This is a genomic window from Phenylobacterium sp., from assembly GCF_025351295.1.
GTDB lineage: Bacteria > Pseudomonadota > Alphaproteobacteria > Caulobacterales > Caulobacteraceae > Phenylobacterium.
In genome coordinates this window covers 21597-42925 of record NZ_JANXWD010000164.1, presented here as the reverse complement: position 1 = coordinate 42925, position 21329 = coordinate 21597, and the positions used below count along the sequence as shown (strand labels likewise).

Annotated in this window: 32 protein-coding genes; 30 read left to right on the top strand and 2 right to left on the bottom strand. The window is 67.9% G+C overall.

Going from position 1 to position 21329, the window contains the following annotated elements; genetic code table 11:
- From rpsC to rplQ, 20 genes are all read left to right on the top strand, one after another.
- On the top strand, positions 1–589 hold a 589-nt coding region (rpsC, locus tag Q0R13_RS22005), incomplete at its 5' end, for a 30S ribosomal protein S3 (RefSeq protein ID WP_293908047.1).
- A 12-nt stretch (positions 590–601) separates the two neighbouring features.
- Positions 602–1033, top strand: coding sequence for a 50S ribosomal protein L16 (gene rplP, locus Q0R13_RS22000; protein ID WP_293908045.1), 432 nt, complete (start codon positions 602–604; stop codon positions 1031–1033).
- Complete coding sequence (rpmC, locus tag Q0R13_RS21995; protein ID WP_293908043.1) at positions 1033–1227, top strand: 50S ribosomal protein L29; 195 nt, start codon at positions 1033–1035, stop codon at positions 1225–1227. The genes rplP and rpmC overlap by 1 nt, the downstream gene beginning before the upstream one ends.
- A gap of 13 nt (positions 1228–1240) precedes the next feature.
- Positions 1241–1489, top strand: a complete 249-nt coding sequence (gene rpsQ, locus Q0R13_RS21990; protein WP_293908041.1) for a 30S ribosomal protein S17 — start codon at positions 1241–1243, stop codon at positions 1487–1489.
- A gap of 12 nt (positions 1490–1501) precedes the next feature.
- Positions 1502–1870: a 50S ribosomal protein L14 gene (rplN, locus tag Q0R13_RS21985; RefSeq protein WP_111516382.1), complete on the top strand. Its 369-nt coding sequence runs from the start codon at positions 1502–1504 to the stop codon at positions 1868–1870.
- Entirely contained in the window at positions 1870–2184 is a 315-nt protein-coding gene (gene rplX / locus Q0R13_RS21980; RefSeq protein ID WP_293908039.1) for a 50S ribosomal protein L24, read from the top strand. The genes rplN and rplX overlap by 1 nt, the downstream gene beginning before the upstream one ends.
- A complete protein-coding gene (gene rplE / locus Q0R13_RS21975) occupies positions 2177–2743 on the top strand; it encodes a 50S ribosomal protein L5 (RefSeq protein WP_293908037.1) in 567 nt (188 codons plus the stop codon). Before rplX ends, rplE begins: the two co-directional genes overlap by 8 nt.
- Positions 2744–2762: 19 nt before the next feature.
- Positions 2763–3068 carry a 30S ribosomal protein S14 gene (gene rpsN, locus Q0R13_RS21970; RefSeq protein ID WP_293908035.1) on the top strand — a complete coding sequence of 102 codons (306 nt, stop codon included), beginning with the start codon at positions 2763–2765 and terminating at the stop codon, positions 3066–3068.
- A gap of 12 nt (positions 3069–3080) precedes the next feature.
- On the top strand, positions 3081–3476 hold the full coding sequence (rpsH, locus tag Q0R13_RS21965) for a 30S ribosomal protein S8 (protein ID WP_293908033.1): 396 nt from the start codon (positions 3081–3083) through the stop codon (positions 3474–3476).
- Position 3477: 1 nt separating this feature from the next.
- Positions 3478–4011, top strand: a complete 534-nt coding sequence (gene rplF / locus Q0R13_RS21960; RefSeq protein ID WP_293908002.1) for a 50S ribosomal protein L6 — start codon at positions 3478–3480, stop codon at positions 4009–4011.
- Between the two features lie 3 nt (positions 4012–4014).
- Entirely contained in the window at positions 4015–4374 is a 360-nt protein-coding gene (gene rplR, locus Q0R13_RS21955) for a 50S ribosomal protein L18 (RefSeq protein WP_293907999.1), read from the top strand.
- Positions 4375–4384: 10 nt separating this feature from the next.
- Complete coding sequence (gene rpsE / locus Q0R13_RS21950; protein ID WP_293907997.1) at positions 4385–4969, top strand: 30S ribosomal protein S5; 585 nt, start codon at positions 4385–4387, stop codon at positions 4967–4969.
- Positions 4970–4973: 4 nt separating this feature from the next.
- Positions 4974–5153, top strand: coding sequence for a 50S ribosomal protein L30 (rpmD, locus tag Q0R13_RS21945; RefSeq protein ID WP_293907995.1), 180 nt, complete (start codon positions 4974–4976; stop codon positions 5151–5153).
- A 174-nt stretch (positions 5154–5327) separates the two neighbouring features.
- Positions 5328–5819: a 50S ribosomal protein L15 gene (gene rplO, locus Q0R13_RS21940; protein ID WP_293907992.1), complete on the top strand. Its 492-nt coding sequence runs from the start codon at positions 5328–5330 to the stop codon at positions 5817–5819.
- Between the two features lie 77 nt (positions 5820–5896).
- Positions 5897–7243, top strand: a complete 1347-nt coding sequence (secY, locus tag Q0R13_RS21935; RefSeq protein WP_293907989.1) for a preprotein translocase subunit SecY — start codon at positions 5897–5899, stop codon at positions 7241–7243.
- 64 nt (positions 7244–7307) lie between these two features.
- Positions 7308–7880 carry an adenylate kinase gene (locus tag Q0R13_RS21930; RefSeq protein ID WP_293907986.1) on the top strand — a complete coding sequence of 191 codons (573 nt, stop codon included), beginning with the start codon at positions 7308–7310 and terminating at the stop codon, positions 7878–7880.
- A 278-nt stretch (positions 7881–8158) separates the two neighbouring features.
- Entirely contained in the window at positions 8159–8527 is a 369-nt protein-coding gene (gene rpsM, locus Q0R13_RS21925) for a 30S ribosomal protein S13 (protein WP_293907983.1), read from the top strand.
- Positions 8528–8542: 15 nt separating this feature from the next.
- The gene (gene rpsK / locus Q0R13_RS21920; RefSeq protein WP_111274690.1) at positions 8543–8932 is read left to right on the top strand and encodes a 30S ribosomal protein S11; all 390 of its coding nucleotides are present in this window, start codon (positions 8543–8545) and stop codon (positions 8930–8932) included.
- Positions 8933–9006: 74 nt separating this feature from the next.
- Entirely contained in the window at positions 9007–10023 is a 1017-nt protein-coding gene (locus Q0R13_RS21915) for a DNA-directed RNA polymerase subunit alpha (protein WP_293907981.1), read from the top strand.
- A gap of 201 nt (positions 10024–10224) precedes the next feature.
- Positions 10225–10644 (top strand): 50S ribosomal protein L17, encoded by a 420-nt coding sequence (rplQ, locus tag Q0R13_RS21910; RefSeq protein WP_293907980.1) that lies wholly within the window; start codon positions 10225–10227, stop codon positions 10642–10644.
- Between the two features lie 66 nt (positions 10645–10710).
- Here rplQ and Q0R13_RS21905 read toward each other — a convergent pair whose 3' ends face one another.
- Positions 10711–11295 (bottom strand): hypothetical protein, encoded by a 585-nt coding sequence (locus tag Q0R13_RS21905; protein WP_293907979.1) that lies wholly within the window; start codon positions 11293–11295, stop codon positions 10711–10713.
- 103 nt (positions 11296–11398) lie between these two features.
- Here Q0R13_RS21905 and Q0R13_RS21900 point away from each other — a divergent pair, with 103 nt between their 5' ends.
- The 10 genes from Q0R13_RS21900 to Q0R13_RS21855 all read left to right on the top strand — a co-directional run bounded on the left by Q0R13_RS21900 (position 11399) and on the right by Q0R13_RS21855 (position 20084).
- Positions 11399–12610 (top strand): ectonucleotide pyrophosphatase/phosphodiesterase, encoded by a 1212-nt coding sequence (locus Q0R13_RS21900; RefSeq protein WP_293907978.1) that lies wholly within the window; start codon positions 11399–11401, stop codon positions 12608–12610.
- Between the two features lie 126 nt (positions 12611–12736).
- Complete coding sequence (locus tag Q0R13_RS21895; protein WP_293907976.1) at positions 12737–13222, top strand: VOC family protein; 486 nt, start codon at positions 12737–12739, stop codon at positions 13220–13222.
- Positions 13215–13670: a VOC family protein gene (locus tag Q0R13_RS21890; RefSeq protein ID WP_366853431.1), complete on the top strand. Its 456-nt coding sequence runs from the start codon at positions 13215–13217 to the stop codon at positions 13668–13670. Before Q0R13_RS21895 ends, Q0R13_RS21890 begins: the two co-directional genes overlap by 8 nt.
- Complete coding sequence (locus Q0R13_RS21885) at positions 13670–14026, top strand: metalloregulator ArsR/SmtB family transcription factor (RefSeq protein ID WP_293907974.1); 357 nt, start codon at positions 13670–13672, stop codon at positions 14024–14026. The genes Q0R13_RS21890 and Q0R13_RS21885 overlap by 1 nt, the downstream gene beginning before the upstream one ends.
- A 15-nt stretch (positions 14027–14041) precedes the next feature.
- Positions 14042–14512 (top strand): SRPBCC domain-containing protein, encoded by a 471-nt coding sequence (locus Q0R13_RS21880; protein WP_293907972.1) that lies wholly within the window; start codon positions 14042–14044, stop codon positions 14510–14512.
- Positions 14513–14564: 52 nt separating this feature from the next.
- The gene (locus tag Q0R13_RS21875; protein WP_293907970.1) at positions 14565–15830 is read left to right on the top strand and encodes a TCR/Tet family MFS transporter; all 1266 of its coding nucleotides are present in this window, start codon (positions 14565–14567) and stop codon (positions 15828–15830) included.
- 72 nt (positions 15831–15902) lie between these two features.
- The gene (locus Q0R13_RS21870; protein WP_293907969.1) at positions 15903–17318 is read left to right on the top strand and encodes a Do family serine endopeptidase; all 1416 of its coding nucleotides are present in this window, start codon (positions 15903–15905) and stop codon (positions 17316–17318) included.
- A 28-nt stretch (positions 17319–17346) separates the two neighbouring features.
- Complete coding sequence (locus tag Q0R13_RS21865; RefSeq protein WP_293907967.1) at positions 17347–18648, top strand: replication-associated recombination protein A; 1302 nt, start codon at positions 17347–17349, stop codon at positions 18646–18648.
- A 130-nt stretch (positions 18649–18778) separates the two neighbouring features.
- On the top strand, positions 18779–19516 hold the full coding sequence (locus tag Q0R13_RS21860) for an RluA family pseudouridine synthase (protein ID WP_293907965.1): 738 nt from the start codon (positions 18779–18781) through the stop codon (positions 19514–19516).
- A gap of 79 nt (positions 19517–19595) precedes the next feature.
- Positions 19596–20084 (top strand): hypothetical protein, encoded by a 489-nt coding sequence (locus Q0R13_RS21855; RefSeq protein WP_293907963.1) that lies wholly within the window; start codon positions 19596–19598, stop codon positions 20082–20084.
- An 11-nt stretch (positions 20085–20095) separates the two neighbouring features.
- On the opposite strand, the gene Q0R13_RS21850 is transcribed toward Q0R13_RS21855, so the two are convergent.
- Complete coding sequence (locus tag Q0R13_RS21850; RefSeq protein ID WP_293907961.1) at positions 20096–21301, bottom strand: hypothetical protein; 1206 nt, start codon at positions 21299–21301, stop codon at positions 20096–20098.
- Between the last annotated feature and the right edge of the window lie 28 nt (positions 21302–21329).

Below are 21329 nucleotides of genomic sequence, written 5' to 3'. Positions count from 1 at the left end.
CGAGCGTCCGCACAAGAAGTGCCGCATCACCATCTATGCCGCGCGCCCCGGCGTGATCATCGGCAAGAAGGGCGCGGACATCGAGAAGCTGCGCAAGGACATCGCGGCCATGACGGACGGCGAGGTTCACCTGAACATCGTCGAGATCCGCAAGCCGGAGACCGACGCCCAGCTGGTGGCCGAGAACATCGCCCAGCAGCTCGAGCGCCGGGTCGCCTTCCGCCGCGCCATGAAGCGCTCGATGCAGTCGGCCATGCGCCTGGGCGCCAAGGGCGTCCGCATCAATGTCTCCGGCCGCCTCGGCGGCGCGGAAATCGCCCGGATGGAATGGTATCGCGAAGGCCGCGTGCCGCTGCACACCCTGCGCGCCGACGTCGACTACGGCTTCACCGAGGCCAAGACGACCTACGGAATCATCGGCGTGAAGGTCTGGGTGTTCAAGGGCGAGGTCCTCGACCACGACCCGATGGCCCTCGACAAGCGTCTCGCCAGCGAAAGCGGACCCGCCGGTGAAGGCGGCGGCCGTGAACGTGGCGACCGTCCCGACCGCGGCCCCCGTCGCGATCGCCGCGAACCGGCGAACGCCTAAGGATCCGAAGAGATGCTGTCGCCGAAGAAAACCAAGTACCGCAAGCAGTTCAAGGGTCGCATCCACGGCCTGGCCAAGAGCGGCTTCACGCTGAATTTCGGGTCCTATGGCCTGAAATCGGTGGAGCCGGAACGCGTCACCGCACGCCAGATCGAAGCGGCCCGCCGCGCGATCACGCGTCAGATGAAGCGCCAGGGCCGGGTGTGGATCCGGATCTTCCCCGACGTGCCGGTGACCGGCAAGCCGGCCGAAGTCCGGATGGGCAAGGGCAAGGGCGCGGTCGACTTCTGGGCCGCCCGGGTTCACCCCGGCCGGATCATGTTCGAAATCGACGGCGTGCCGGACGATGTGGCCCGTGAAGCCCTGCGCCTCGGCGCGGCGAAGCTTCCGGTGAAGACCCGCATCGTCTCGCGGATCGACGCCCCCGTCGCGGAGCACGCGTGATGAAGATCGTTGAAGTGCGGGGCCTGACCCCCGATCAGCTGGCCGACCAGCTCGTCTCCCTGAAGAAGGAGCAGTTCAACCTGCGCTTCCAGAAGGCGACCGGCCAGATCGAAAAGACCCACCGTGTGGACCAGGTGCGCAAGGATATCGCGCGCATCAAGACGGTCCTGCGCGGCAAGCAGGCTCAGGCCTGAGGAGCGACGACAGATGCCGAAACGAATTCTCGAAGGCGTGGTCGTCTCCGACAAGGGCGACAAGACGGTGGTGGTGAAGGTCGAACGGACCTTCCTGCATCCGGTGCTGAAAAAGACCGTCCGCCGGTCCAAGAAGTACCACGCTCACGACGAGGCGAATGCCTACAAGGCCGGCGACAACGCGCGCATCATCGAATGCGCGCCGAAGTCGAAGACCAAAACCTGGGAAGTGCTGCCTAAGGGCAGTGCGGCCCAAGCGTAAGGATCGACACACATGATCCAGATGCAAACTAACCTGGACGTCGCCGACAATTCCGGCGCCCGCCGGGTCATGTGCATCAAGGTGCTGGGCGGCGCGAAGCGCCGTTACGCCAGCGTCGGTGACAAGATCGTCGTCTCCGTCAAGGAGGCGATCCCGCGCGGCCGCGTGAAGAAGGGCGATGTGCTGCAAGCCATCGTCGTCCGCACCAGCCAGGCCATCAAGCGCAAGGACGGTTCGGTGATCCGCTTCGACAAGAACGCGGCGGTCATCGTCAACAAGCAATCCGAGCCGATCGGCACGCGGATCTTCGGCCCGGTTCCCCGTGAACTGCGCGCCAAGAACCACATGAAGATCATTTCGCTCGCGCCCGAGGTGCTGTGATGAGCGCGAAGATCAAGAAGGGGGATCGCGTCGTGATCCTCACCGGCAAGGACAAGGGCCGTCAGGGCGCGGTCCTGAAGGTGCTGCCCAAGGACGGTCGCGTCCTGGTGGAGGGCCTGAACATGGTTCAGCGCCATACCAAGGCTTCGCAGACCGACCCGCAGGGCGGCATCAAACGCAAGGAAGCGTCGCTCCACCTGTCGAACGTCGCCATCGTCGATTCGAACGGCAAGGCCACCCGCATCGGCTTCCGCGTGGACGGCGACAAGAAGGTCCGGATCGCCAAGACGACCGGCGAGGTGATCCATGGCTGAGCAAGCTTACGAACCGCGGCTGAAGACCGAGTATCGCCAGCGCATCCGCGCCAAGCTGAAGGAACAGTTTGGCTACAGCAACGAGATGCAGATCCCGAAGCTGGACAAGATCGTGATCAACATGGGCGTTGGCGAAGCGGTCGCCGACTCCAAGAAGATCAACTCGGCGATGGCCGACCTGGCGAAGATCGCCGGCCAGAAGCCGGTGGCCACCAAGGCCCGCACGTCGATCGCCGGCTTCAAGCTGCGCGAAGGCATGACGATCGGCTGCAAGGTCACGCTCCGCAAGGACCAGATGTACGAGTTCCTCGATCGTCTGATCACCATCGCCCTGCCGCGGGTGAAGGACTTCCGGGGCCTGAAGCCGACGTCGTTCGACGGGCGTGGCAACTTCGCCATGGGCCTGAAGGAGCACATCGTGTTCCCGGAAATCAACTACGACCAGATCGACCAGGTCTGGGGCATGGACATCATCGTCACCACCACTGCGAAGACCGACGACGAAGCTCGCGAGCTTCTCAAGGAATTCCAGTTCCCGTTCGTTCAGCAGCAGCAATAGCGGCGGGAAGGAAAAGCAAATGGCCAAGAAGAGCGCCGTCAATCGCAACGACCGGGTCAAGAAGCTCGTGAAGACGTATGCCGCCAAGCGCGCCGCGCTGAAGGCGACGGCGAACAACGAGAGCCTGCCGCTTGAGGAGCGTTTCGACGCCCGCCTCAAGCTGGCGGAACTGCCGCGCAACTCGTCTAAGACCCGCATCCGCAACCGATGCGAAATCACGGGCCGTCCGCGCGGCTACTACCGCAAGCTTCGGATGAGCCGGATCTCCCTGCGCGACCTCGGGTCCGCCGGTCTGATCCCCGGCCTCGTCAAGTCAAGCTGGTAAGGGGAGGGACAAGTGGTCAACGACCCCATTGGCGATCTGATCGCCCGCATCAAGAACGCCGCCTCGCGCGGTCGCTCGAAAGTCCTGACGCCCGCGTCGAAGATGCGTTCGCGCGTCCTCGATGTGCTGGCCGATGAAGGCTACATCCGCGGCTATCACTTGGTGGAAAAGCCCGGCGCCTTCCCGGAATTCGAGATCGAGCTGAAGTACTTCGATGGCGCCCCCGTCATAGTGGAGATCAGCCGCGTCTCGAAGCCCGGCCGCCGCGTCTATTCGTCGATCAAGGACCTGAAGCCGGTGAAGAACGGTCTCGGGATCTCGATCCTGTCGACGCCCAAGGGCGTTATGTCGGACACCGCGGCGCGCGACGCCAACGTGGGCGGCGAAGTGCTCTGCCGGGTCTACTGATATGTCTCGTATCGGAAAGAAGGCGGTCGCGGTCCCCGCTGGGGTGACGGTGACCCTCGATGGCCAGACGGTCACGGTGCAGGGGCCCAAGGGCCAGCTCGCCTGGACGGTCGCCGAAGAGATCGAAGTCAAACAGGAGGGCGGCGAACTGACGCTCTCCAAGCGCGTCGACACCACCCGGGCCCAATCCATGTGGGGCCTGTCGCGCACGCTGGTCGCCAACATGGTCCAGGGGGTCACCCAGGGCTATGAGCAGACCCTCGAGCTGGTCGGCGTCGGCTACCGCGCCGCGATGAAGGGGACCAACCTCTCCATGCAGCTGGGCTTCAGCCACGACGTCGACATCAAGGCGCCGGACGGCATCTCGTTCCTGGTGCCCAAGCAGACCGAGGTCCGGATCGCCGGCATCGACAAGCAACTGGTCGGCGAAACCGCCGCCCGGATCCGCCGCATCCGTCCGCCCGAGCCCTATAAGGGCAAGGGCGTGCGTTACGCGGGCGAAAAGGTCCGGCGCAAGGAAGGCAAGAAGAAGTAGGCCATGGCGCTCTCTCCCCGCACCTCCACCCTGCGCCGCGCGCAGCGGGTCCGCACCCACCTCCGCAAGGTGGCGAACGGTCGTCCGCGCCTGTCGGTCTTCCGGTCGGCCAAGAACATCTATGCCCAGATCATCGACGATGCGAACGGCGTAACCCTGGCGGCCGCCTCCTCGCTAGAAGGCGAGAAGGCCAAGGCCAAGGGTTCGGACAAGGACGCCGCCGCCAAGGTCGGCGCCCTGGTCGCCCAGCGCGCGATCGAAAAGGGCGTCAAGGACGTCGTCTTCGACCGCGGCGGCTATCTGTACCACGGCCGGGTGAAAGCCCTGGCCGACGCCGCGCGCGAAGCCGGCCTGAACTTCTAAGGAAACGATCATGGCTCGCAGAGACGAACAGCGCGGCGGCGGTCGCAACCGCAACGACGACGAGCGCGACAGCGAGATCGTCGAGAAGCTGGTCCACATCAACCGCGTCGCGGCCACCGTGAAGGGCGGCCGCCGGTTCTCGTTCGCCGCCCTGATGGTGGTTGGCGACCAGAAGGGCCGCGTGGGCTTCGGTCACGGCAAGGCGCGCGAAGTGCCGGAAGCCATCCGCAAGGCGACCGAAGAAGCCAAGAAGTCGATGATCCGCGTGCCGCTGCGCGAAAGCCGCACCCTGCACCACGACGGCAACGGCCGCTGGGGCGCGGGCAAGGTGATGGTCCGCTCGGCGCCTCCCGGCACCGGCGTTATCGCCGGCGGTCCGATGCGCGCGGTGCTGGAAACCCTGGGTGTCCAGGACGTGGTCGGCAAGTCGGTCGGTTCGTCCAACCCCTACAACATGGTGCGTGCGACGTTCGAGGCCCTGAAGGCTCAGTCGTCGCCCCGCCAGATCGCGGCCAAGCGCGGCAAGAAGGTCTCCGACGTGATCGGTCGCCGCACCGACGGCGCCCAGACCGTCGCCGTGGACGCGGAAGGTTAGCAATATGGCTCAAGTCACCGTTCGCCAGACCGGCAGCCCGATCCGTCGGACCAAGGACCAGCGCGCCACGCTCGCCGGCCTGGGTCTGAACAAGCTCGGCCGCACGTCCACCCTGGAAGACACCCCGTCGGTCCGCGGGATGATCGCCAAGGTCCACCACCTGCTCGAGATCGTGACCGAATAGACAGCGCTCGTCCCCGGCCAACGAAGCGACGAAGCCGCGTAGGCCGAGCCGGGGATCCAAGCCGCGCTAAGCACCGAACTCAGCTTGGGTCCCCGCCTTCGCGGGGATGAGCGGGTTTTCAAAGACAGCCGAGTCAGGCTTTCGCCTGGCGCCAGATCTCCAAAGGAGAGGCACATGACCAAGCTCAACGAACTCAGCCCCCGCGAGGGCTCCACCAAGAACCGCATGCGCGTCGGCCGGGGCCCGGGTTCGGGCAAGGGCAAGACCGCCGGTCGCGGCGTGAAGGGCCAGAAGGCGCGCTCGGGCGTGTCGATCCACGGCTTCGAAGGCGGCCAGATGCCGCTGCACATGCGCATGCCGAAGCGCGGTTTCACCAGCCGCAACCGCAAGGACTTCGCCGAGGTCAACCTGTGGCGCATCGAACAGGCGATCGCCGCCGGCAAGCTGGACGCCAAGGCCGCCATCGACACCGACGCCTTGCTGAAGGCCGGCGTGATCCGCCGCGCCAAGGACGGTGTGAAGCTTCTGGGCGAGGGCGACCTCACCTCCACGCTCACCCTCACCGTCTATTCGGCCACGGCTTCGGCCCGCGCCGCGGTCGAGAAGGCCGGAGGCACGCTGACCACGACCAAGCCCGAAGCCCCGGCGGAAGACGCCAAGGCCTAGTTGGAGCGTCGCCGCCCTCGCTATCGGGAGCGGCGCGCCCTATCTGAGCGGGACCACGGTGAAGGGAATTTGCCTAAATGGCTTCGGCCGCTGAACAGCTCGCCGCGAACCTGAACTTCGACGCCTTCCGCAAGGCGACGGAGCTGCACAAGCGCATCTGGTTCACCATCATCGCGATGATCGTCTATCGCCTGGGCACCTATATCGTGATCCCCGGCATCGATCCGGTCGCGTTCCAGCAGGCGTTCACCGGGCAGGCCCAGGGCATCCTGGGCATGTTCAACATGTTCTCCGGCGGCGCCGTCCAGCGGATGGCCGTCCTGGCCCTGGGCGTCACGCCCTACATCTCGGCGTCGATCATCGTGCAGCTCCTGGGGACGGTCTATCCGCCCTGGGAGAAGCTGCGAAAGGAAGGCGGGGAGGCGGGGCGCAAGACGCTCAACCAATACACCCGCTATCTCACGGTGGTGCTGGCGCTGTTCCAGTCGTTCACCATCGCGCTCGGCCTCTCGCAGAGCCCCGGCCTGGTGATCAACCCCGGCCTGTTCTTCATCATCTCCACCGTCGTCAACCTGACCGGCGGGACCATGTTCCTGATGTGGATGGGCGAACAGATCACCAGCCGCGGGGTCGGCAACGGGGTATCCCTGCTGATCTTCGCCGGCATCGTCGCCCAGCTGCCCCAGTACCTCGTGCAGGCGCTGGAACTGACGCGGACAGGATCGATGAACGCCGGCGGCCTGATCCTGATCGTGCTGCTGGTGGTGGCGGTGACCGTCGCCATCGTGTTCATGGAGCGCTCGCAGCGCCGGCTGCTGGTGCAGTATCCCAAGCGCCAGGTCGGCAACCGCATGTTCGGCGGCGACACCTCGTTCCTGCCGCTGAAGATCAACACCTCCGGCGTGATCCCGCCGATCTTCGCCTCGTCGCTGCTGCTGCTGCCAGCGACGGTGATGGGCTTCGCGGCCAAGGCCAACCTGCCCGAGTGGCTGCAGTGGATCCCCTATGCGGTGGGCCAGCTGCAGCACGGCCGGCCTGCCTTCATGATCATGTACGGCATGCTGATCGTGTTCTTCTGCTTCTTCTACACCTCGGTGGTGTTCAACCCCGAGGACACGGCAGAAAACCTGCGCAAGTACGGGGGGTTTCTCCCCGGCATCCGCCCGGGCAAGCGGACAGCGGAGTACATGGATTTCGTACTGACCCGCCTGACGGTGATCGGCGCGGCCTATATCACCCTGGTCTGCCTGGTGCCTGAGGCCCTGATCGGCGTGTTCAACTCCCGGTTCTACATGGGCGGGACGTCCCTGCTGATCGTGGTCAGCGTCACCATGGACACGGTGGCGCAGATCCAGTCCCACCTGCTGGCGCACCAGTACGAGGGGCTGATCAAGAAGTCGAAACTGCGGGGCGGCCGGCGCTAGGCGTCGGCGCTTCACTGACCTAGGGGACGGGCGCCATCAAGAGCGCTGGTGTGGGGAGAGCGAGATGAATTTGATCCTGTTCGGTCCGCCGGCGGCGGGGAAGGGGACCCAGGCCAAGCGCCTGGTTGACGGGCGCAACATGGTCCAGCTGTCGACGGGCGACATGCTGCGCGCGGCCATCGCGTCTGGCTCCGAGCTTGGCCAACGGGTGTCCGGCATCATGCAGCGCGGCGAATTGGTCTCCGACGAGATCGTCGTCGAACTGATCGAACAGCGGCTGCCGGAGGCGGAAGCCGCGGGGGGCGCCATCTTCGACGGCTTCCCGCGCACCCTGCCGCAGGCCGAGGCCCTGGACGTCATGCTGAAGGGCCGCGGCAGCCAGATCGACCTGGTGCTGCGGCTGAAGGTCGACGACGAGGCGCTGAAGTCGCGGATCGCCGGCCGCTTCGCCGAATCGGGCCGCCCCGATGACAATCCGGAGAGCTTCCTGGTCCGCCTGAACGCCTACAACGTCCAGACCGCGCCGCTGCTGCCCTACTACCAGGGACAGGGCAAGCTGACCGAGGTGGATGGCATGGGGACGATGGACACCGTGGCTGCCGGCATCGACGCCGCCCTGAACGGAGTCGGCCGCTGATCGCCCCTGTGGATTGCGGATCGGCTCCGCCCGTGCTTACTTTGTCGTCGTCCGGCCACGGCCAGGGCGTCACTTACCCGTGCGAGGGCGCATTGCCCCTTGCGCGTGCAGTATTTCGTTCACATTTGGGCGTTTCCGCCATTGACGGAGAGGCGCCTGTTCCTATAACGAAGCGCTTCCGCGAAAGAGCGCGAGTGACGCGCCGGCCGACACCTATGGGTGTCGAGGGCCGGGGCGCCGTTCGCGCTTCTCTTGCGTGATCCAGGAGAAGGTTCCACGTGGCTCGTATTGCTGGCGTTAACATCCCCACGAACAAGCGCGTTGTCGTCGCGCTGCAGTACATTCATGGCATCGGCGAGGCGAAGGCCCGCGAGATCGTCAGCAAGGTCGGCATCGAGGACGCGCGCCGCGTCAATCAGCTGACCGACGCTGAAGTCCTGCAGATCCGCGAGACCATCGACCGCGACTACATGGTCGAGGGCGACCTGCGTCGCGAAACCTCGACCAACATCAAGCGCCTGATGGATCTGGCCTGCTATCGCGGCCTGCGGCATCGCAAGGGCCTGCCGGTCCGGGGTCAGCGGACCCACACTAACGCCCGCACCCGCAAGGGTCCCGCCAAGCCGATCGCCGGCAAGAAGAAGTAAGAGAGCGTATCTCCGATGGCTAAGGAACCGGCGCGCGTCAAACGTCGCGAGCGAAAGAACATCACTTCGGGCGTGGCGCACGTGAACGCCTCGTTCAACAACACCATGATCACCATCACCGACGCCCAGGGCAACGCGATCTCGTGGTCCAGCGCCGGCCTGATGGGCTTCAAGGGATCGCGTAAGTCGACGCCCTATGCCGCCCAGATGGCGGCCGAGGACGCCGGCCGCAAGGCCGCCGAGCACGGCGTGCGCACGCTGGAAGTCAACGTCTCGGGGCCCGGCTCGGGCCGTGAGTCGGCGCTGCGCGCCCTGCAGGCGGTCGGCATGACCATCACCACTATCCGGGACGTGACACCTATCCCGCACAACGGCTGCCGCCCGCCCAAGCGCCGGCGCGTCTAGCCGTAAGAACTACAATCCCTGACGCCGGTCCGCGGTATTGCGGCCGGCGATCCTGCGTTTTCGAGGGACATACGTTGATCGAACGAAACTGGAACGAGCTCATCCGTCCCGAGAAGCCGCAAATCGAGACCGGCGCCGACGCCGCCCGCAAGGCGCGTCTGGTGGCCGAACCTCTCGAGCGCGGCTTCGGCGTGACCCTGGGCAATAGCCTGCGGCGCGTGCTGCTCTCCTCCCTGCAAGGCGCGGCTGTGACCGCGGTGCAGATCGACGGCGTAGTCCACGAATTCTCGTCGCTGGAAGGCGTGCGCGAAGACGTGGTCGACATCGTGCTGAACATCAAGCAACTGGCGCTGCGCATGCACGCCGAGGGCCCGAAGCGGATGACGCTGCGCGCCAACGGCCCCGGCGCGGTGACGGCCAGCCAGATCGAGGCGCCGTCCGACATCGAGATCTTGAACCCCGACCACGTGCTCTGTACGCTGGACGAGGGCGCGCAGGTGCGCATGGAGTTCACGGTCCAGACCGGCAAGGGCTATGTCCCGGCCGAGATGAACCGCCCCGAGGACGCCCCGATCGGCCTGATCGCCGTCGACGCGCTCTATTCGCCGGTGAAGCGGGTTGCCTACCGGGTCGAACCGACCCGCCAGGGCCAGAGCCTCGACTACGACAAGCTGATCATGGACCTGGAAACCAACGGCGCCGTGTCGCCGGTGGACGCGGTGGCCTATGCCGCCCGCATCCTCCAGGACCAGCTGCAGATCTTCATCACCTTCGAAGAGCCGAAGAAGAAGGTCGAAGGCGAGGCGAAGCCGGAACTGCCGTTCAACCCGGCGCTGCTGAAGAAGGTCGACGAGCTCGAGCTCTCCGTCCGTTCGGCCAACTGCCTGAAGAACGACAATATCGTCTACATCGGCGACCTGATCCAGAAGACCGAGGCGGAGATGCTCCGTACACCGAACTTCGGGCGCAAGTCGTTGAACGAGATCAAGGAAGTTCTCGCCGGGATGGGTCTACACCTGGGCATGGACGTGCCCAACTGGCCGCCCGAGAACATCGAAGAGTTGGCCAAGAAGTTCGAAGACCAGATGTAGACCGCTTTCTCGCCGACTCCGGGCTGCCCCTTTTTAGTCTGAAGGAGGGGCGGTCTGGGCCCGACGAAGCCGCAACAGCGGTGGAGGGCTCCGGCGCTTCGTAGTGACCCAGGCGGGAGCAGGCTGGGACTTGGTTAGGCAGGACGCTTTCCCGTGGACACGGGAGCGTCCGGTGGGCCCAGGTGGCTCAGGAGACATGAAATGCGTCACGGTATCGCCCACCGCAAACTGGGTCGCACATCCGCCCACCGTACCGCCATGTTCGCCAACATGTCGGCCAGCCTGATCAAGCACGAGCAGATCGTGACCACCCTGCCGAAGGCCAAGGAGCTGCGCCCCTTCGTCGAGAAGCTGATCACCCTGGGCAAGCGCGGCGACCTGCATGCGCGTCGCCAGGCGATCAGCCAGGTGCGTGACGTGGCGCAGGTCGGCAAGCTGTTCGCCGTGCTGGGCCCGCGCTACGCCGAACGCAACGGCGGCTATATCCGGGTGCTGAAGGCCGGCTTCCGCCACGGCGACAACGCCGCCATGGCCGTCATCGAATTCGTCGACCGCGACCCATCCGAAAAGGGCAAGGACTCCGGTCCGACCGCCCAGGCCGGCTACGGCGCCGAAGACTAACCGTACCTGCCATCGCAGGACCGCAGAGCCCCCGAGGGTCGCCTCGGGGGCTTTTGCGTTCCAGGCTCAGGCTGCCGGATCGCCGTGTGAGAAGCCGACCTGCTCGAAGTCGCCGGCGCGCAGGATACTCAGGGTGTCCGCCGCGATGCGGATCATCTCGCCGGCGTCGCGACGCGCGACCGAGGCCTCAAGGCGGCTGTTCATGAACGCCTTGGCGCCGAACGTGCCCGGCGGGCCGGGAATGGCCAGCAGGACCGGCACGCGGGCGTCCACCAGCCCGGCCACATAGCCCAGGAACGCCTGGGTATAGAGGGTGCGCTCGTCGCCGATCAGGATGAACTTCAGGGCCGGGCGTTCCGGATAGCCGGCCGGGACCCCCTCGTCGTCGAACACCACCACGATCCCTGAGCGGTCGGGCCGCCAGGCGTCGTCCAGCATCGGCAGCCGCCGCCAGCCGCAGAACCAGTCCCGGCACACATTGGGCCGCACTGGATGGATCGCGCAGCCTGTTGAACCGCGATGCCGGCAGGCCACCCCGGAGAGCTTGACCAGGTCCGGCTGGTCGATCGGAAACAGGACGCAGCAGACGGTGCAGTCGCCGCATTCCCGGTCTGCGACCAGATCCGACCCGCCTGACTCAGAGATCGTCATCGGCCGAGCCATACGCGGCCCGGCGGCGCTTTCCAACGCCCGCGCGCTCTTCCGCCGAACCGTCGTCTCGGGCTAGGTGGGGGCGTTCCAGCCGGAGATCGCCGTGAGAACCATCCTCGCCCGCCTGCTGGCCGCCGTCCTCCTGCTGGGCGTGGCCGTCCCGTCCGTCGCGGCCGAGCGGCCGCTCACCGTACTGATCTCCATCGACGCCTTCAGAGCCGACTACCTTGACCGCGGCGTGACTCCCGTCCTGTCAGGCTTGGCGGCGCATGGCGCGCGCGCGGCGATGCGGCCGTCGTTCCCCTCCAAGACCTTCCCGAACCACTACACCCTGGTCACCGGTCGGCGGCCCGACGAGACCGGGATCGTCGCCAACAACATGCGGGACCCCGCCATCCCAGGGGTCACGTTCGGCATGGGCAACCGCGACGCGGTGCGCGATGCCCGCTGGTGGGATGGGGCCGAGCCGATCTGGGTGACGGCCGAGAAGGCGGGGATCGTCACCGCGCCGATATTCTGGCCGGGGTCCGAGGCGGCGATCCATGGAATCCGGCCGCACTATTTCCTGGCCTTCGACCAGAACATGGCTTCCGACGCCCGTGTGGACCAGGACCTGGCGATGCTGGACAAGCCGGCGGCGGAGCGGCCGCGGTTCCTCACGCTCTATTTCGACATCGTCGATACGGCCGGGCACCGGTTCGGCCCGGACTCCAATGAAGTGAACCAGGCCGCCGCCACGGTAGACGCCGCCATCGGACGCCTGCTGGCGGGGCTGAAGATGCGCGGGATCGTCGCCAACGTCGTTGTGGTGGCCGACCACGGCATGGCGGCCACCGCCCCCGAACGGTCGATCTACCTCGACGACCTGATCGCCAAGGACGCCTACAAGGCCCTCGACATGGGGCCGATCGGCACGATCTTCCCGACCGCGGGGCATGAGGCGGAGGTCGAGGCGGCCCTGTCCGCGCCGCATCCGCACCTGCAATGCTGGCCCAAGGCGAAGATCCCGGCGCAGCTGCACTATGGCCAGAACCCCCGCGTAGCGCCGATCGTCTGCCTGCCGCAGACCGGCTGGCTGCTGACGACCCACGATTACCACCCGAAGGAGCCGTCGCGAGGCGAGCATGGCTATGACAACGCCAGTCCCGAGATGGCGGCGATCTTCGTGGCGTCCGGCCCGGCGTTCCGCGCTGGCGTGCGGCTGAAGACCTTCGACAACGTCGATGTCTATCCACTGCTGGCCCGACTGGTGGGCGTGGCTCCGGAGCCGAACGACGGAAAGTTCGCGGACCTGGCGCCGGCCCTGGCGCACTAGCGGCCGGAGCGCCGCAAACCTTGCCCATGCCAGCAGCCGAGCGCAGGCTCCGAGCGACGGCTATTTCGCTTGACGATATAATTGCGATATGCGTTAAATATTGTAGATTAACGCAAGGAAATGGTCATGGACCGGCCCACCTTCGTACCCGCCGTTTTCTACAAGGACCCCATCGCGGCGCTGAAGTTCCTGGAGGCCGCGTTCGGCTTCGAGGTCTCGGCCCTGGTGACGGACGCCGACGGCAACCTGGCGCATTCCGAGGTCACCTTCCGCGGCGGCGCGCTGAACGTCGGTGGCCAGTGGGAGGGCGCGATAATCGGTGCGGCCCGCATGCGCAGCCCGGCCGCGGTCGAGGGGGTGAACACCCAGTTCCTGCGCATCAACCTGGACGACGGGCTCGATGCGCACTGCGAGCGGGCGCGGGCCGCCGGGGCGGTGATCACCGCCGAGCCGGAGGACCAGTTCTACGGCGCCCGCACCTATCGCGCGCTGGATCCCGAGGGCCACGTCTGGAACTTCAACCAGGAGGTCGCGGCCTATGACGCGGCGGGTGTGGAGAAAGCCCTGGGCTTCAAGACCGCCACCTCGCTGAAGGAGGCCGGCCTTGGCTGACTGGCGCGCGCCGTTGATGTCGGCGATCTGCTACCGCGATCCCCGCGCGGCGCTAGAGTTCCTGGAAGCGGCGTTCGGGTTCGAGCTCTCGATGCTGATCGAGGACGGAGAGGGCGCCGTCGCCCACTCCGAGATGCGGTTCGGCAATGCCGTGGTGATGGTCGGCAACGAGTGGACCGACGACCACCGCAGCCCGGCCTCGATCGGCGGCAAGAACACCCAGACGGTGCATATTCAGATCGACACCGACATCGACGCCCATTGCGAGCGGGCGCGCGCGGCGGGGTTCGAGATCCTGATGGCGCCGGAGACCCAGTTCTACGGTGACCGCACCTATCGCTGCCGCGACCCCGAGGGCCACATCTGGACCGTCGGCCAGACGGTACAGGCGGTCACACGCGAGGCGGCCGAGGCCGCGAGCGGGCTGAAGATCACCGGCTGGGTCTGATGGGGAGAGCCTCCTCCGTCGCCGTCGACCGTACCCTGGCCGCCCTTGCCGATCCGCATCGGCGACGTGTCGTCGACCTGCTGGCGCAGCGGCCGCGGGCGGCGGGAGAGCTGGCGCGAGAACTGGCGATCAGCCCGCCGGCCATGAGCCGCCACCTGAAGACCCTGCGGATCAGCGGCCTGGTCGAGGAATCCCATCCCGAGTTCGATGCGCGCGTGCGCATCTATGCGCTGAGGCCCGAACCCATGGTCCATCTGCTGCGCTGGCTGGAGGAGAGCGAACGGCTGTGGAGCGCCCAGCTCCTGGCGTTCAAGGCCCATATCGAGACCGCCGCCCAGACCGGGCCCGACGCATGACCTCCAAGGCCCCGAATGACCTCTAAGGTCTATGTCGCGCTGCGGGTGAAGGCGACGCCGGCGCGGGCGTTCGCGGTCTTCACTGCCGAGATCGGCGACTGGTGGCGGCCTAGCGGCCTGTTCCAGACCACGCCGCGCGCGCCGGGCCGTCTGGCGTTCGCGCAAGACGGCGAAGATCGGCGGCTGATCGAGACCCTGGCGAACGGCAAGGTGTTCGAAATCGGTAAGGTGCTGGCCTGGGAACCACCCATCCGGCTGGTGTTCTCCTGGCGGCAGGCAGCGTTCCCGCCGGATCTTCACACGGAGGTCGAGGTCCGGTTCGAGGCGGTCGGCGACGAGACCCGGGTCAGCGTCGAGCATCGCGGCTTCGACCAGGTTCCGGCCGAAAGCGCCGCGCGCCATCGCTTCCCCGACCAAGCGCTGCTGGCCCGACTGGCGGAGTACTGGCAAAACCAGATCCGCGCGGTCGGCGAGCGGGTGAGCTGACCATGTTGCGTCAGTTCCTGGTTTGTTTCATGGTGCGCGCGGGGGAGACGCCATGAGTGCGCAGGACTCAGTCGACGGCGCGGTGCGCGGCCGCCGGGCCAGCTTCGGCTTCATCTTCGCCCTGGCGCTGATGAACTCGATCTCGTTCGGGATCATGATCCCGATCCTGCCGAACCTGATCAAGCAGTTCGCGGGCGGCGACACCGCCTCGGCCTCGGAATGGAACGCGCTGTTCGCCACCACCTGGGGGCTGATGCAGTTCGTCTGCGGGCCGATCCTGGGGATGATGGCCGACCGGTTCGGTCGCCGGCCGGTGCTGCTGATCTCGCTGTTCGGCCTGGCCACCGACTTCCTGTTCATGGCCTTCGCGCCGGGGCTGTGGTGGCTGTTCCTCGGGCGGGTGCTGAACGGGATGACGGCGGCCAGCTTCTCCACCGCCAACGCCTACCTGGCCGACGTCACCCCGCCCGAGCAGCGGGCCAAGACCTTCGGCTGGATGGGCTCGGCGTTCTCGTTCGGCTTCATCATCGGCCCGACCCTGGGCGGGATCATCGGCGGCGAGTTCGGCCTGCGGACGCCGTTCATCGTGGCCGCCGGCCTGACCTTCGTGAACGCCATGTACGGCCTGTTCATCCTGCCGGAGTCGCTGCCGCGCGAGCGGCGGGCCAAGACCTATGACTGGAAGCGGGCCAACCCGCTGGGATCGCTCAGGCTGCTGCAGTCGCAGCGGGGCCTGCTGGGCCTGGCCGGGATCGGCTTCCTGTTCCAGTTCGCCCAGATCGTGCTGCCGCAGATCTTCGTGCTCTACACCACCCACCGCTACCACTGGACGCCGCAGATCCTGGGCCTGACCTTCCTGCTGACCGGGGTGCTGGGCGTGCTGGTGCAGTGGTTCCTGGTGGGGCCGGTGGTGGCGCGGGTGGGCGAGCGCAACGCGATCCTGATCGGGGCGACGGCCGGGATGCTGGGCTTCGCCTGGTACGGCGCGGCGCCGACGGGCTTCCTCTACCTCCTGGGCGCGCCGGTATTCGCCTTGTGGAGCCTGATGATGCCGGGGCTGCAGGGCCTGATGACCCGCCGCCTGCCGCCACAGCAGCAGGGCCAGCTCCAGGGCGCCAACCAGAGCCTGGCCGGGATCGCCGCCATCCTGGGCCCGCCGATCTATGGCGAGGTGTTCGCCTGGTCGATCCGCCACGAGGCGACCTACCACATGCCGGGCCTGCCGATTTACCTGGCGTCCGGGCTGATGGCGCTGGCCTTCCTGCTGGCCACCGTCACCGCACGGCCTGCCCTGGAGCGGACGGCGCCGGCGGCGTAGCGACGGCGGCTTCGCCATCATTGCGCCGGAAACTTGGGTAGCGTTCTGTGACCGCGCCCTCCCGGAGACCTCATGCACGCGCTTCGCGTTCTGCCGCCCGTCCTGCTCGCCGCCCTGGCGCTCGCCGCGCCGTCGATGGGCCAGGCCCAGCCCGCCTTCGCCCAGCCCAACCGGGCGCCGCCGGCTGACGCCATGGCGATGAAGTCGTCCTTCGCCCCGGTGGTGAAGCGCGCCGCCCCGGCAGTGGTGAACATCTCGTCCAAGCGGCTGGTGCGCCAGCAGACCGATCCCTTCTGGTCGATGTTCGGCCTGGGCGTGCCGCAGGAGCGGCTGGCCGCCTCGCTGGGCTCCGGCGTGATCGTGCGGCCCGACGGGGTGATCGTCACCAACAACCACGTGGTGGAGGGTGCGGTGGAGATCACCGTGGCGCTCTCCGACCGCCGCGAGTTTCCCGCCAAGGTGCTGCTGGCCGACCCCCGCCGCGACCTTGCGGTGCTGAAGATCGACCTGCCGCCCGGCGAGCGGCTGCCGGTGCTGGCCATGGACGACACCGGCGACGCCCAGGTGGGCGACCTGGTGCTGGCCATCGGCGACCCGTTCGGCATCGGCCAGACGGTGACCAACGGCATCATCTCGGCGCTGAACCGCACCACCGACCCCACCGGCGAGGCGGGCTCGGCCTATATCCAGACCGACGCGGCGATCAATCCGGGCAATTCCGGCGGCGCCCTGGTGGACATGGATGGCGACCTGATCGGGGTGAACAGCTTCATCCTGTCGCGCTCGGGCACCTCGTCCGGCGTCGGCTTCGCGATCCCGGCGGCGGTGGTGCGCCGGGTGGTGGAGACCGCGGTCGGCGGCGGCCACAGCGTGGTGCGGCCCTGGCTGGGCGCGCGGACCCAGACCGTCAGCCCCGAGATCGCCAAGACCCTCGGCCTGCCGGCGCCGCAGGGGGCGCTGGTCGCCGACCTCTGGCCAGGCGGTCCCGCGGCGCGGGCCGGGCTGAAACAAGGCGATGTGATCCTGCAGGTGGACGGTCGGCCGGTGGCGGATGCCGCGACCCTCAGCTACGCCATCGGCAACCATCGGCCGGGCGACCAGGCACCGCTGCTGGTCCGCCGCAGCGACGGCAAGGACCAGACGCTGACCCTGCATGCCGAGGCTCCGCCGGCCACGCCGGCGCGCGACGAGCGCACTCTGGCCGGCCGCAACCCGTTCGACGGGGCCACGGTGGTCAACCTGTCGCCGGCGGTGGCCGACGAGGTCGGGCTGGACGTGTTCTCCGGCCCGGGCGTGCTGGTCACCGGGGTCGGGCGCGGCCTGGCCATGAACATCGGCCTGCGTCCCGGCGACGTCATCCGCGAGGTCAATGGGGTCAAGATCGAGGCGGTGCGCGACCTGGCCGGCGTGATCGCTACGCCGCAGCGCGCCTGGAAGGTGACCATCCAGAGGGGCGGTCAGACGGTGACGGCCACCTTCTCGGCCTGACCGTGGAATCCATGCTAAGCCCGCCGTCATGGCCGACCTCTTCGAAGCCGCGGGCCTGACGCCGCAGCAGCCGTCGCCGCTGGCCGACCGGCTGCGGCCGCAGACGCTGTCCGAGGTGGTGGGCCAGGATCACCTGCTGGGGCCGGAAGGGCCGATCGGGCGGATGGCGGAGGCCCGGCGGCTGTCGTCGATGATCCTCTGGGGCCCGCCCGGCACCGGCAAGACCACCATTGCGCGGCTGCTGGCCAAGGCGGCGGGCTATGAGTTCCAGCAGCTGTCGGCGGTGTTCTCCGGGGTCGCGGACCTGAAGAAGGCCTTCGAGGCTGCGCGGATGCGCCGCGCGGCCGGCCAGGCGACCCTGCTGTTCGTCGACGAGATCCACCGCTTCAACCGCGCCCAGCAGGACGGCTTCCTGCCCTTCGTGGAGGAGGGGATCGTCACCCTCGTGGGCGCCACCACCGAGAACCCGTCGTTCGAGCTGAACGGGGCGCTGCTGTCGCGCTGCCAGGTCTATGTGCTGAAGCGGCTGGACGACGAGGCGCTCACGACCCTGCTGGCCAAGGCCGAGGCGCATGAGGGCCGCACCCTGCCGCTGGAGCCGGAGGCGCGCGCGGCCCTGGTCGCCCTGGCCGACGGCGACGGCCGCTACCTGCTGACGCTCGCCGAGACCCTGTTCAATATCGGCTCGGCCAAGCCGCTCTCGACCAAGGATCTGGGCCAGGTTCTCCAGAAGCGCAGCCCCGCCTACGACAAGGACCGCGAGGAGCACTACAACCTCATCTCGGCCCTGCATAAGTCGATCCGCGGCTCCGATCCCGACGCGGCGCTCTACTGGCTGGCCCGCATGCTGACCGGCGGCGAGGACCCGCTGTTCATCGCGCGGCGGTTGATCCGGGCGGCGGCGGAGGACATCGGCGAGGCCGACCCCATGTCCCTCGTCCTGGCGAACGCAGCCAAGGACACCTACGACTTCCTGGGCTCGCCGGAGGGCGAGATCGCCCTGGCGCAGCTGGTGATCCACCTGGCCGCCGCGCCCAAGTCCAACGCGGTCTACAAGGCCTTTAGCGCGGCGATGAAGGCGGCCAGGGAGACCGGCTCGCTGATGCCTCCTGCCCACATCCGCAACGCGGCGACCAAGCTGATGCGGGACCTGGGCTACGGCAAGGGCTACGCCTACGACCACGATGCGCCGGAGGGCTTCTCCGGCCAGAACTATTTCCCCGACGAGATGGCGCGCCAGATCTTCTACCAGCCCCGCGGCGAGGGGGCCGAGGCGCGGACCAAGGAACGCCTGGAGCGCTGGGCGGCGCTGCGCAGGAGCAAGACATGATTTCCCTCCCCTTCATGGGGAGGGACCGACCGCGAAGCGGTCAGGGTGGGGACGTGTGGATCATTCCCGACGCCCAGTTCCGGCCCACACTTCCCCACCCCGCTCGCCTGGCGGCGAGCTGCCCCTCCCCATGAAGGGGAGGGAAAGGCCGGCCGTTCAGCTCTCCGCCGCGGAGATCGCCTTCGTGCGGTCGCTGGTGCTGTACGAGGACGCCGAGATCCTGGCGTTGAACAAGCCGTCCGGGCTGTCGAGCCAGGGCGGGCGGGGGCAGGTCCATACGCTGGACGAACTGCTGTGGGCGTTCGCCAGGCCGGGCAAGGCGCGGCCGCGACTGATCCACCGGCTGGACCGCGACACGTCCGGCGTGATCCTCACGGCGAAGACCAAGCCGGCCGCAGGTTTCCTTGGCAAGGCCTTGATGGCGCGCAAGTTTTCCAAGACCTACCTGGCCATCGTCACGCCCGGCGCGCCGGATCCGGTGGCCGGGACGATCGACCTGCCGCTGCGTCGCGACGAGCAGGGCCGCGAGGCCTATATGCGGGTCTGCGCGGCCGACCATAAGGACGCCGAGGCGGCCGTCTCGCGCTATCGCACCCTGAAGCACACCGGTGTCGCCGCCCTGCTGCGGCTGGACCCCGAGACGGGGCGCATGCACCAGCTGCGCGTCCACCTGGCGTCGATCGGCCGGCCCATCGCCGGCGACGCCCGCTATGGCGGCGCGCTGGTGGTGGGCGGCGAGACCGTGCCGCGCCTGATGCTGCACGCCACGGCGCTGAAATTCCCGCACCCCGCCGGCGGGGAGAAGCGGCTGGAGGCCTCGCCGCCCCGGGACATGGCCGACCTGATCGCGGCGTTGGGCCTCGGTTAGCGGAACGGCGACGCCAGTTTGCCCGTTTCACGCTATAAGCTTCGGACGGGACACGCCTTTCCGATTTGGAGGCCTCGCCATGCACCGCCTGATCCTTGCCGCAGCCGCGGCCCTCTCGCTCGGCGCATGCGCCACGCCGGCGCCTACGCTCTATCAGCCCGCCAGTGGCCCGCAGGCCGTCGGTTATTCGGAGTACCGGATCGAGCCCGGCCGCTATCGGATCACCTTCCACGGCGGTCCCGGCGCCCCGGTGCAGCAGGTCTCGGACTACGCCCTGCTGCGCGCCGCCGACCTGGCGATCGCCCAGGGCTACGATTGGTTCAAGGTGGCCGACCGGGTCACTGAGGGCCGCCCTGACAACGGCCCCCAGGTCAGCATTGGGATCGGCGGCGCCACCTTCGGCCGCCACAGCGCCGTGGGCGTGGGCGTCGATCGCGGCTTTAGCCTGGGCGGCGGGCCATCGCTGTCGTCGACCATCGAGGTCGTCATGGGCAAAGGCGAGCGGCCCCGCGGGCCGGACATCTATGACGCGCGGGCCCTGCGCGACAATCTGGGCCAGCGGATCTAGGCGCCAGAGCCCTAGGCAACCGCCTTGCGGGTGACCGTATTGGGGACCGCGCGGATGCCGGCGTGGGTGAAGCCGGCGTCGTCGGCCATGTCCAGGTGCATCCGCTCGCCCAGGCCCTGGGCGATCAGGGCGGGGGCCTTGCCGCGCATCTGATGGGCCATGGCGCGCATGAAGGCCTCCAGGCGCGCGTGCGGCAGGCCCAGGTCGGCGAAGTCCAGGGTCAGGCCGTTGAACCGCGTCCCCTGCACCGGGTCCAGGGCATTGCCCACCGGCTGCAGCCGGGCCAGGACCCCGCGGGTGACCCGGCCCACCAGGCTGACCACCTCCACCAGCCGCCCGCTGGGGGTGCCACGGTCGATGTCGACGAACTCGATCATGGCGCCCTGGCGGATGCGCTCGGGGGTGACGCCCTCGATGGCGATCAGCGAGGCGCGGCCTTTGCGTCCGCCCAGGGTGCGGAACGAGGCCGGCAGGATCACCGGCGGCCGGGTGCGGGCGTCCTCGGGGATGAACAGGCCGCCGAACGCCAGGGTGGCGCGGTCGATGGCGGCCAGGTCCCCATCGGACAGCCGATGGAACCGCCGGGTCGGGATCGTCTCGCCGGTGGCGCTGAAGGTCACGGTGGGCTCGACGCGCAGCACCGCGGTCACCCCGTGGCGCAGGCTGACGACGTGCTCCAGGGCGAAGGCCACCTCGAGCTGCTGGCCGTTGGAGGCGACGAAGGAGACCGGGTTGTGCGCGCGCTCGGCCTCCGGGCTCACCTGGCGGTGATAGGGGGCTTCGGCCTCCTTCTCGCGGGCGGTGGCGATGGTGTCGGGGTCGAGGTCGGCGCAGACCAGTTCGTCGCCCTCGATCCGGCTGACCGCCCTGATGCGGATGTCCCGGCGCTCGGCGGCGCCCAGGAAGAATTCCAGCACGTCCTCCAGCACCTTCATGCCCACGGCCTGGGCGGCGACGCCGTCCTCGGTGGTCATGGCGATCAGGACATCGGTATCGTTCAGCCGGTGGTGGACATCCTGGTAGGACAGGTATTCGTTGAGCTTGCGGCCCAGATAGCCCCAGACGTCGTCGACCTTGCGGGACCAGCGGTCGCCGGAGCGTTCCTTGATCGCCTCGACGCTGATGATGAACACGGCGCCGCGTTCCAGCCGGTCCGACGTGGCCAGCCGTTCGAGCACCGCCGCGGCGTCCGTGGCGGTGATGCGGGTGACGGTCATGCCAATCTGGGCGGCGGCCATCCCGACG

Coding starts and splice junctions, on each gene's coding strand:
- rplN (WP_111516382.1), top strand. CDS start 1,502: ATGATCCAGATGCAAACTAACCTGGACGTCGCCGACAATTCCGGCGCC.
- Q0R13_RS21865 (WP_293907967.1), top strand. CDS start 17,347: ATGGCCGACCTCTTCGAAGCCGCGGGCCTGACGCCGCAGCAGCCGTCG.
- rpmC (WP_293908043.1), top strand. CDS start 1,033: ATGAAGATCGTTGAAGTGCGGGGCCTGACCCCCGATCAGCTGGCCGAC.
- rplE (WP_293908037.1), top strand. CDS start 2,177: ATGGCTGAGCAAGCTTACGAACCGCGGCTGAAGACCGAGTATCGCCAG.
- rplO (WP_293907992.1), top strand. CDS start 5,328: ATGACCAAGCTCAACGAACTCAGCCCCCGCGAGGGCTCCACCAAGAAC.
- rplR (WP_293907999.1), top strand. CDS start 4,015: ATGGCGCTCTCTCCCCGCACCTCCACCCTGCGCCGCGCGCAGCGGGTC.
- rpsK (WP_111274690.1), top strand. CDS start 8,543: ATGGCTAAGGAACCGGCGCGCGTCAAACGTCGCGAGCGAAAGAACATC.
- rpsQ (WP_293908041.1), top strand. CDS start 1,241: ATGCCGAAACGAATTCTCGAAGGCGTGGTCGTCTCCGACAAGGGCGAC.
- rpmD (WP_293907995.1), top strand. CDS start 4,974: ATGGCTCAAGTCACCGTTCGCCAGACCGGCAGCCCGATCCGTCGGACC.
- rpsN (WP_293908035.1), top strand. CDS start 2,763: ATGGCCAAGAAGAGCGCCGTCAATCGCAACGACCGGGTCAAGAAGCTC.
- Q0R13_RS21895 (WP_293907976.1), top strand. CDS start 12,737: ATGGACCGGCCCACCTTCGTACCCGCCGTTTTCTACAAGGACCCCATC.
- Q0R13_RS21885 (WP_293907974.1), top strand. CDS start 13,670: ATGGGGAGAGCCTCCTCCGTCGCCGTCGACCGTACCCTGGCCGCCCTT.
- Q0R13_RS21880 (WP_293907972.1), top strand. CDS start 14,042: ATGACCTCTAAGGTCTATGTCGCGCTGCGGGTGAAGGCGACGCCGGCG.
- rplX (WP_293908039.1), top strand. CDS start 1,870: ATGAGCGCGAAGATCAAGAAGGGGGATCGCGTCGTGATCCTCACCGGC.
- rpsE (WP_293907997.1), top strand. CDS start 4,385: ATGGCTCGCAGAGACGAACAGCGCGGCGGCGGTCGCAACCGCAACGAC.
- Q0R13_RS21855 (WP_293907963.1), top strand. CDS start 19,596: ATGCACCGCCTGATCCTTGCCGCAGCCGCGGCCCTCTCGCTCGGCGCA.
- rplF (WP_293908002.1), top strand. CDS start 3,478: ATGTCTCGTATCGGAAAGAAGGCGGTCGCGGTCCCCGCTGGGGTGACG.
- Q0R13_RS21905 (WP_293907979.1), bottom strand. CDS start 11,295: ATGACGATCTCTGAGTCAGGCGGGTCGGATCTGGTCGCAGACCGGGAA.
- secY (WP_293907989.1), top strand. CDS start 5,897: ATGGCTTCGGCCGCTGAACAGCTCGCCGCGAACCTGAACTTCGACGCC.
- rplP (WP_293908045.1), top strand. CDS start 602: ATGCTGTCGCCGAAGAAAACCAAGTACCGCAAGCAGTTCAAGGGTCGC.
- Q0R13_RS21850 (WP_293907961.1), bottom strand. CDS start 21,301: ATGACCGTCACCCGCATCACCGCCACGGACGCCGCGGCGGTGCTCGAA.
- Q0R13_RS21930 (WP_293907986.1), top strand. CDS start 7,308: ATGAATTTGATCCTGTTCGGTCCGCCGGCGGCGGGGAAGGGGACCCAG.
- Q0R13_RS21860 (WP_293907965.1), top strand. CDS start 18,779: ATGAAGGGGAGGGAAAGGCCGGCCGTTCAGCTCTCCGCCGCGGAGATC.
- rplQ (WP_293907980.1), top strand. CDS start 10,225: ATGCGTCACGGTATCGCCCACCGCAAACTGGGTCGCACATCCGCCCAC.
- Q0R13_RS21875 (WP_293907970.1), top strand. CDS start 14,565: ATGAGTGCGCAGGACTCAGTCGACGGCGCGGTGCGCGGCCGCCGGGCC.
- Q0R13_RS21870 (WP_293907969.1), top strand. CDS start 15,903: ATGCACGCGCTTCGCGTTCTGCCGCCCGTCCTGCTCGCCGCCCTGGCG.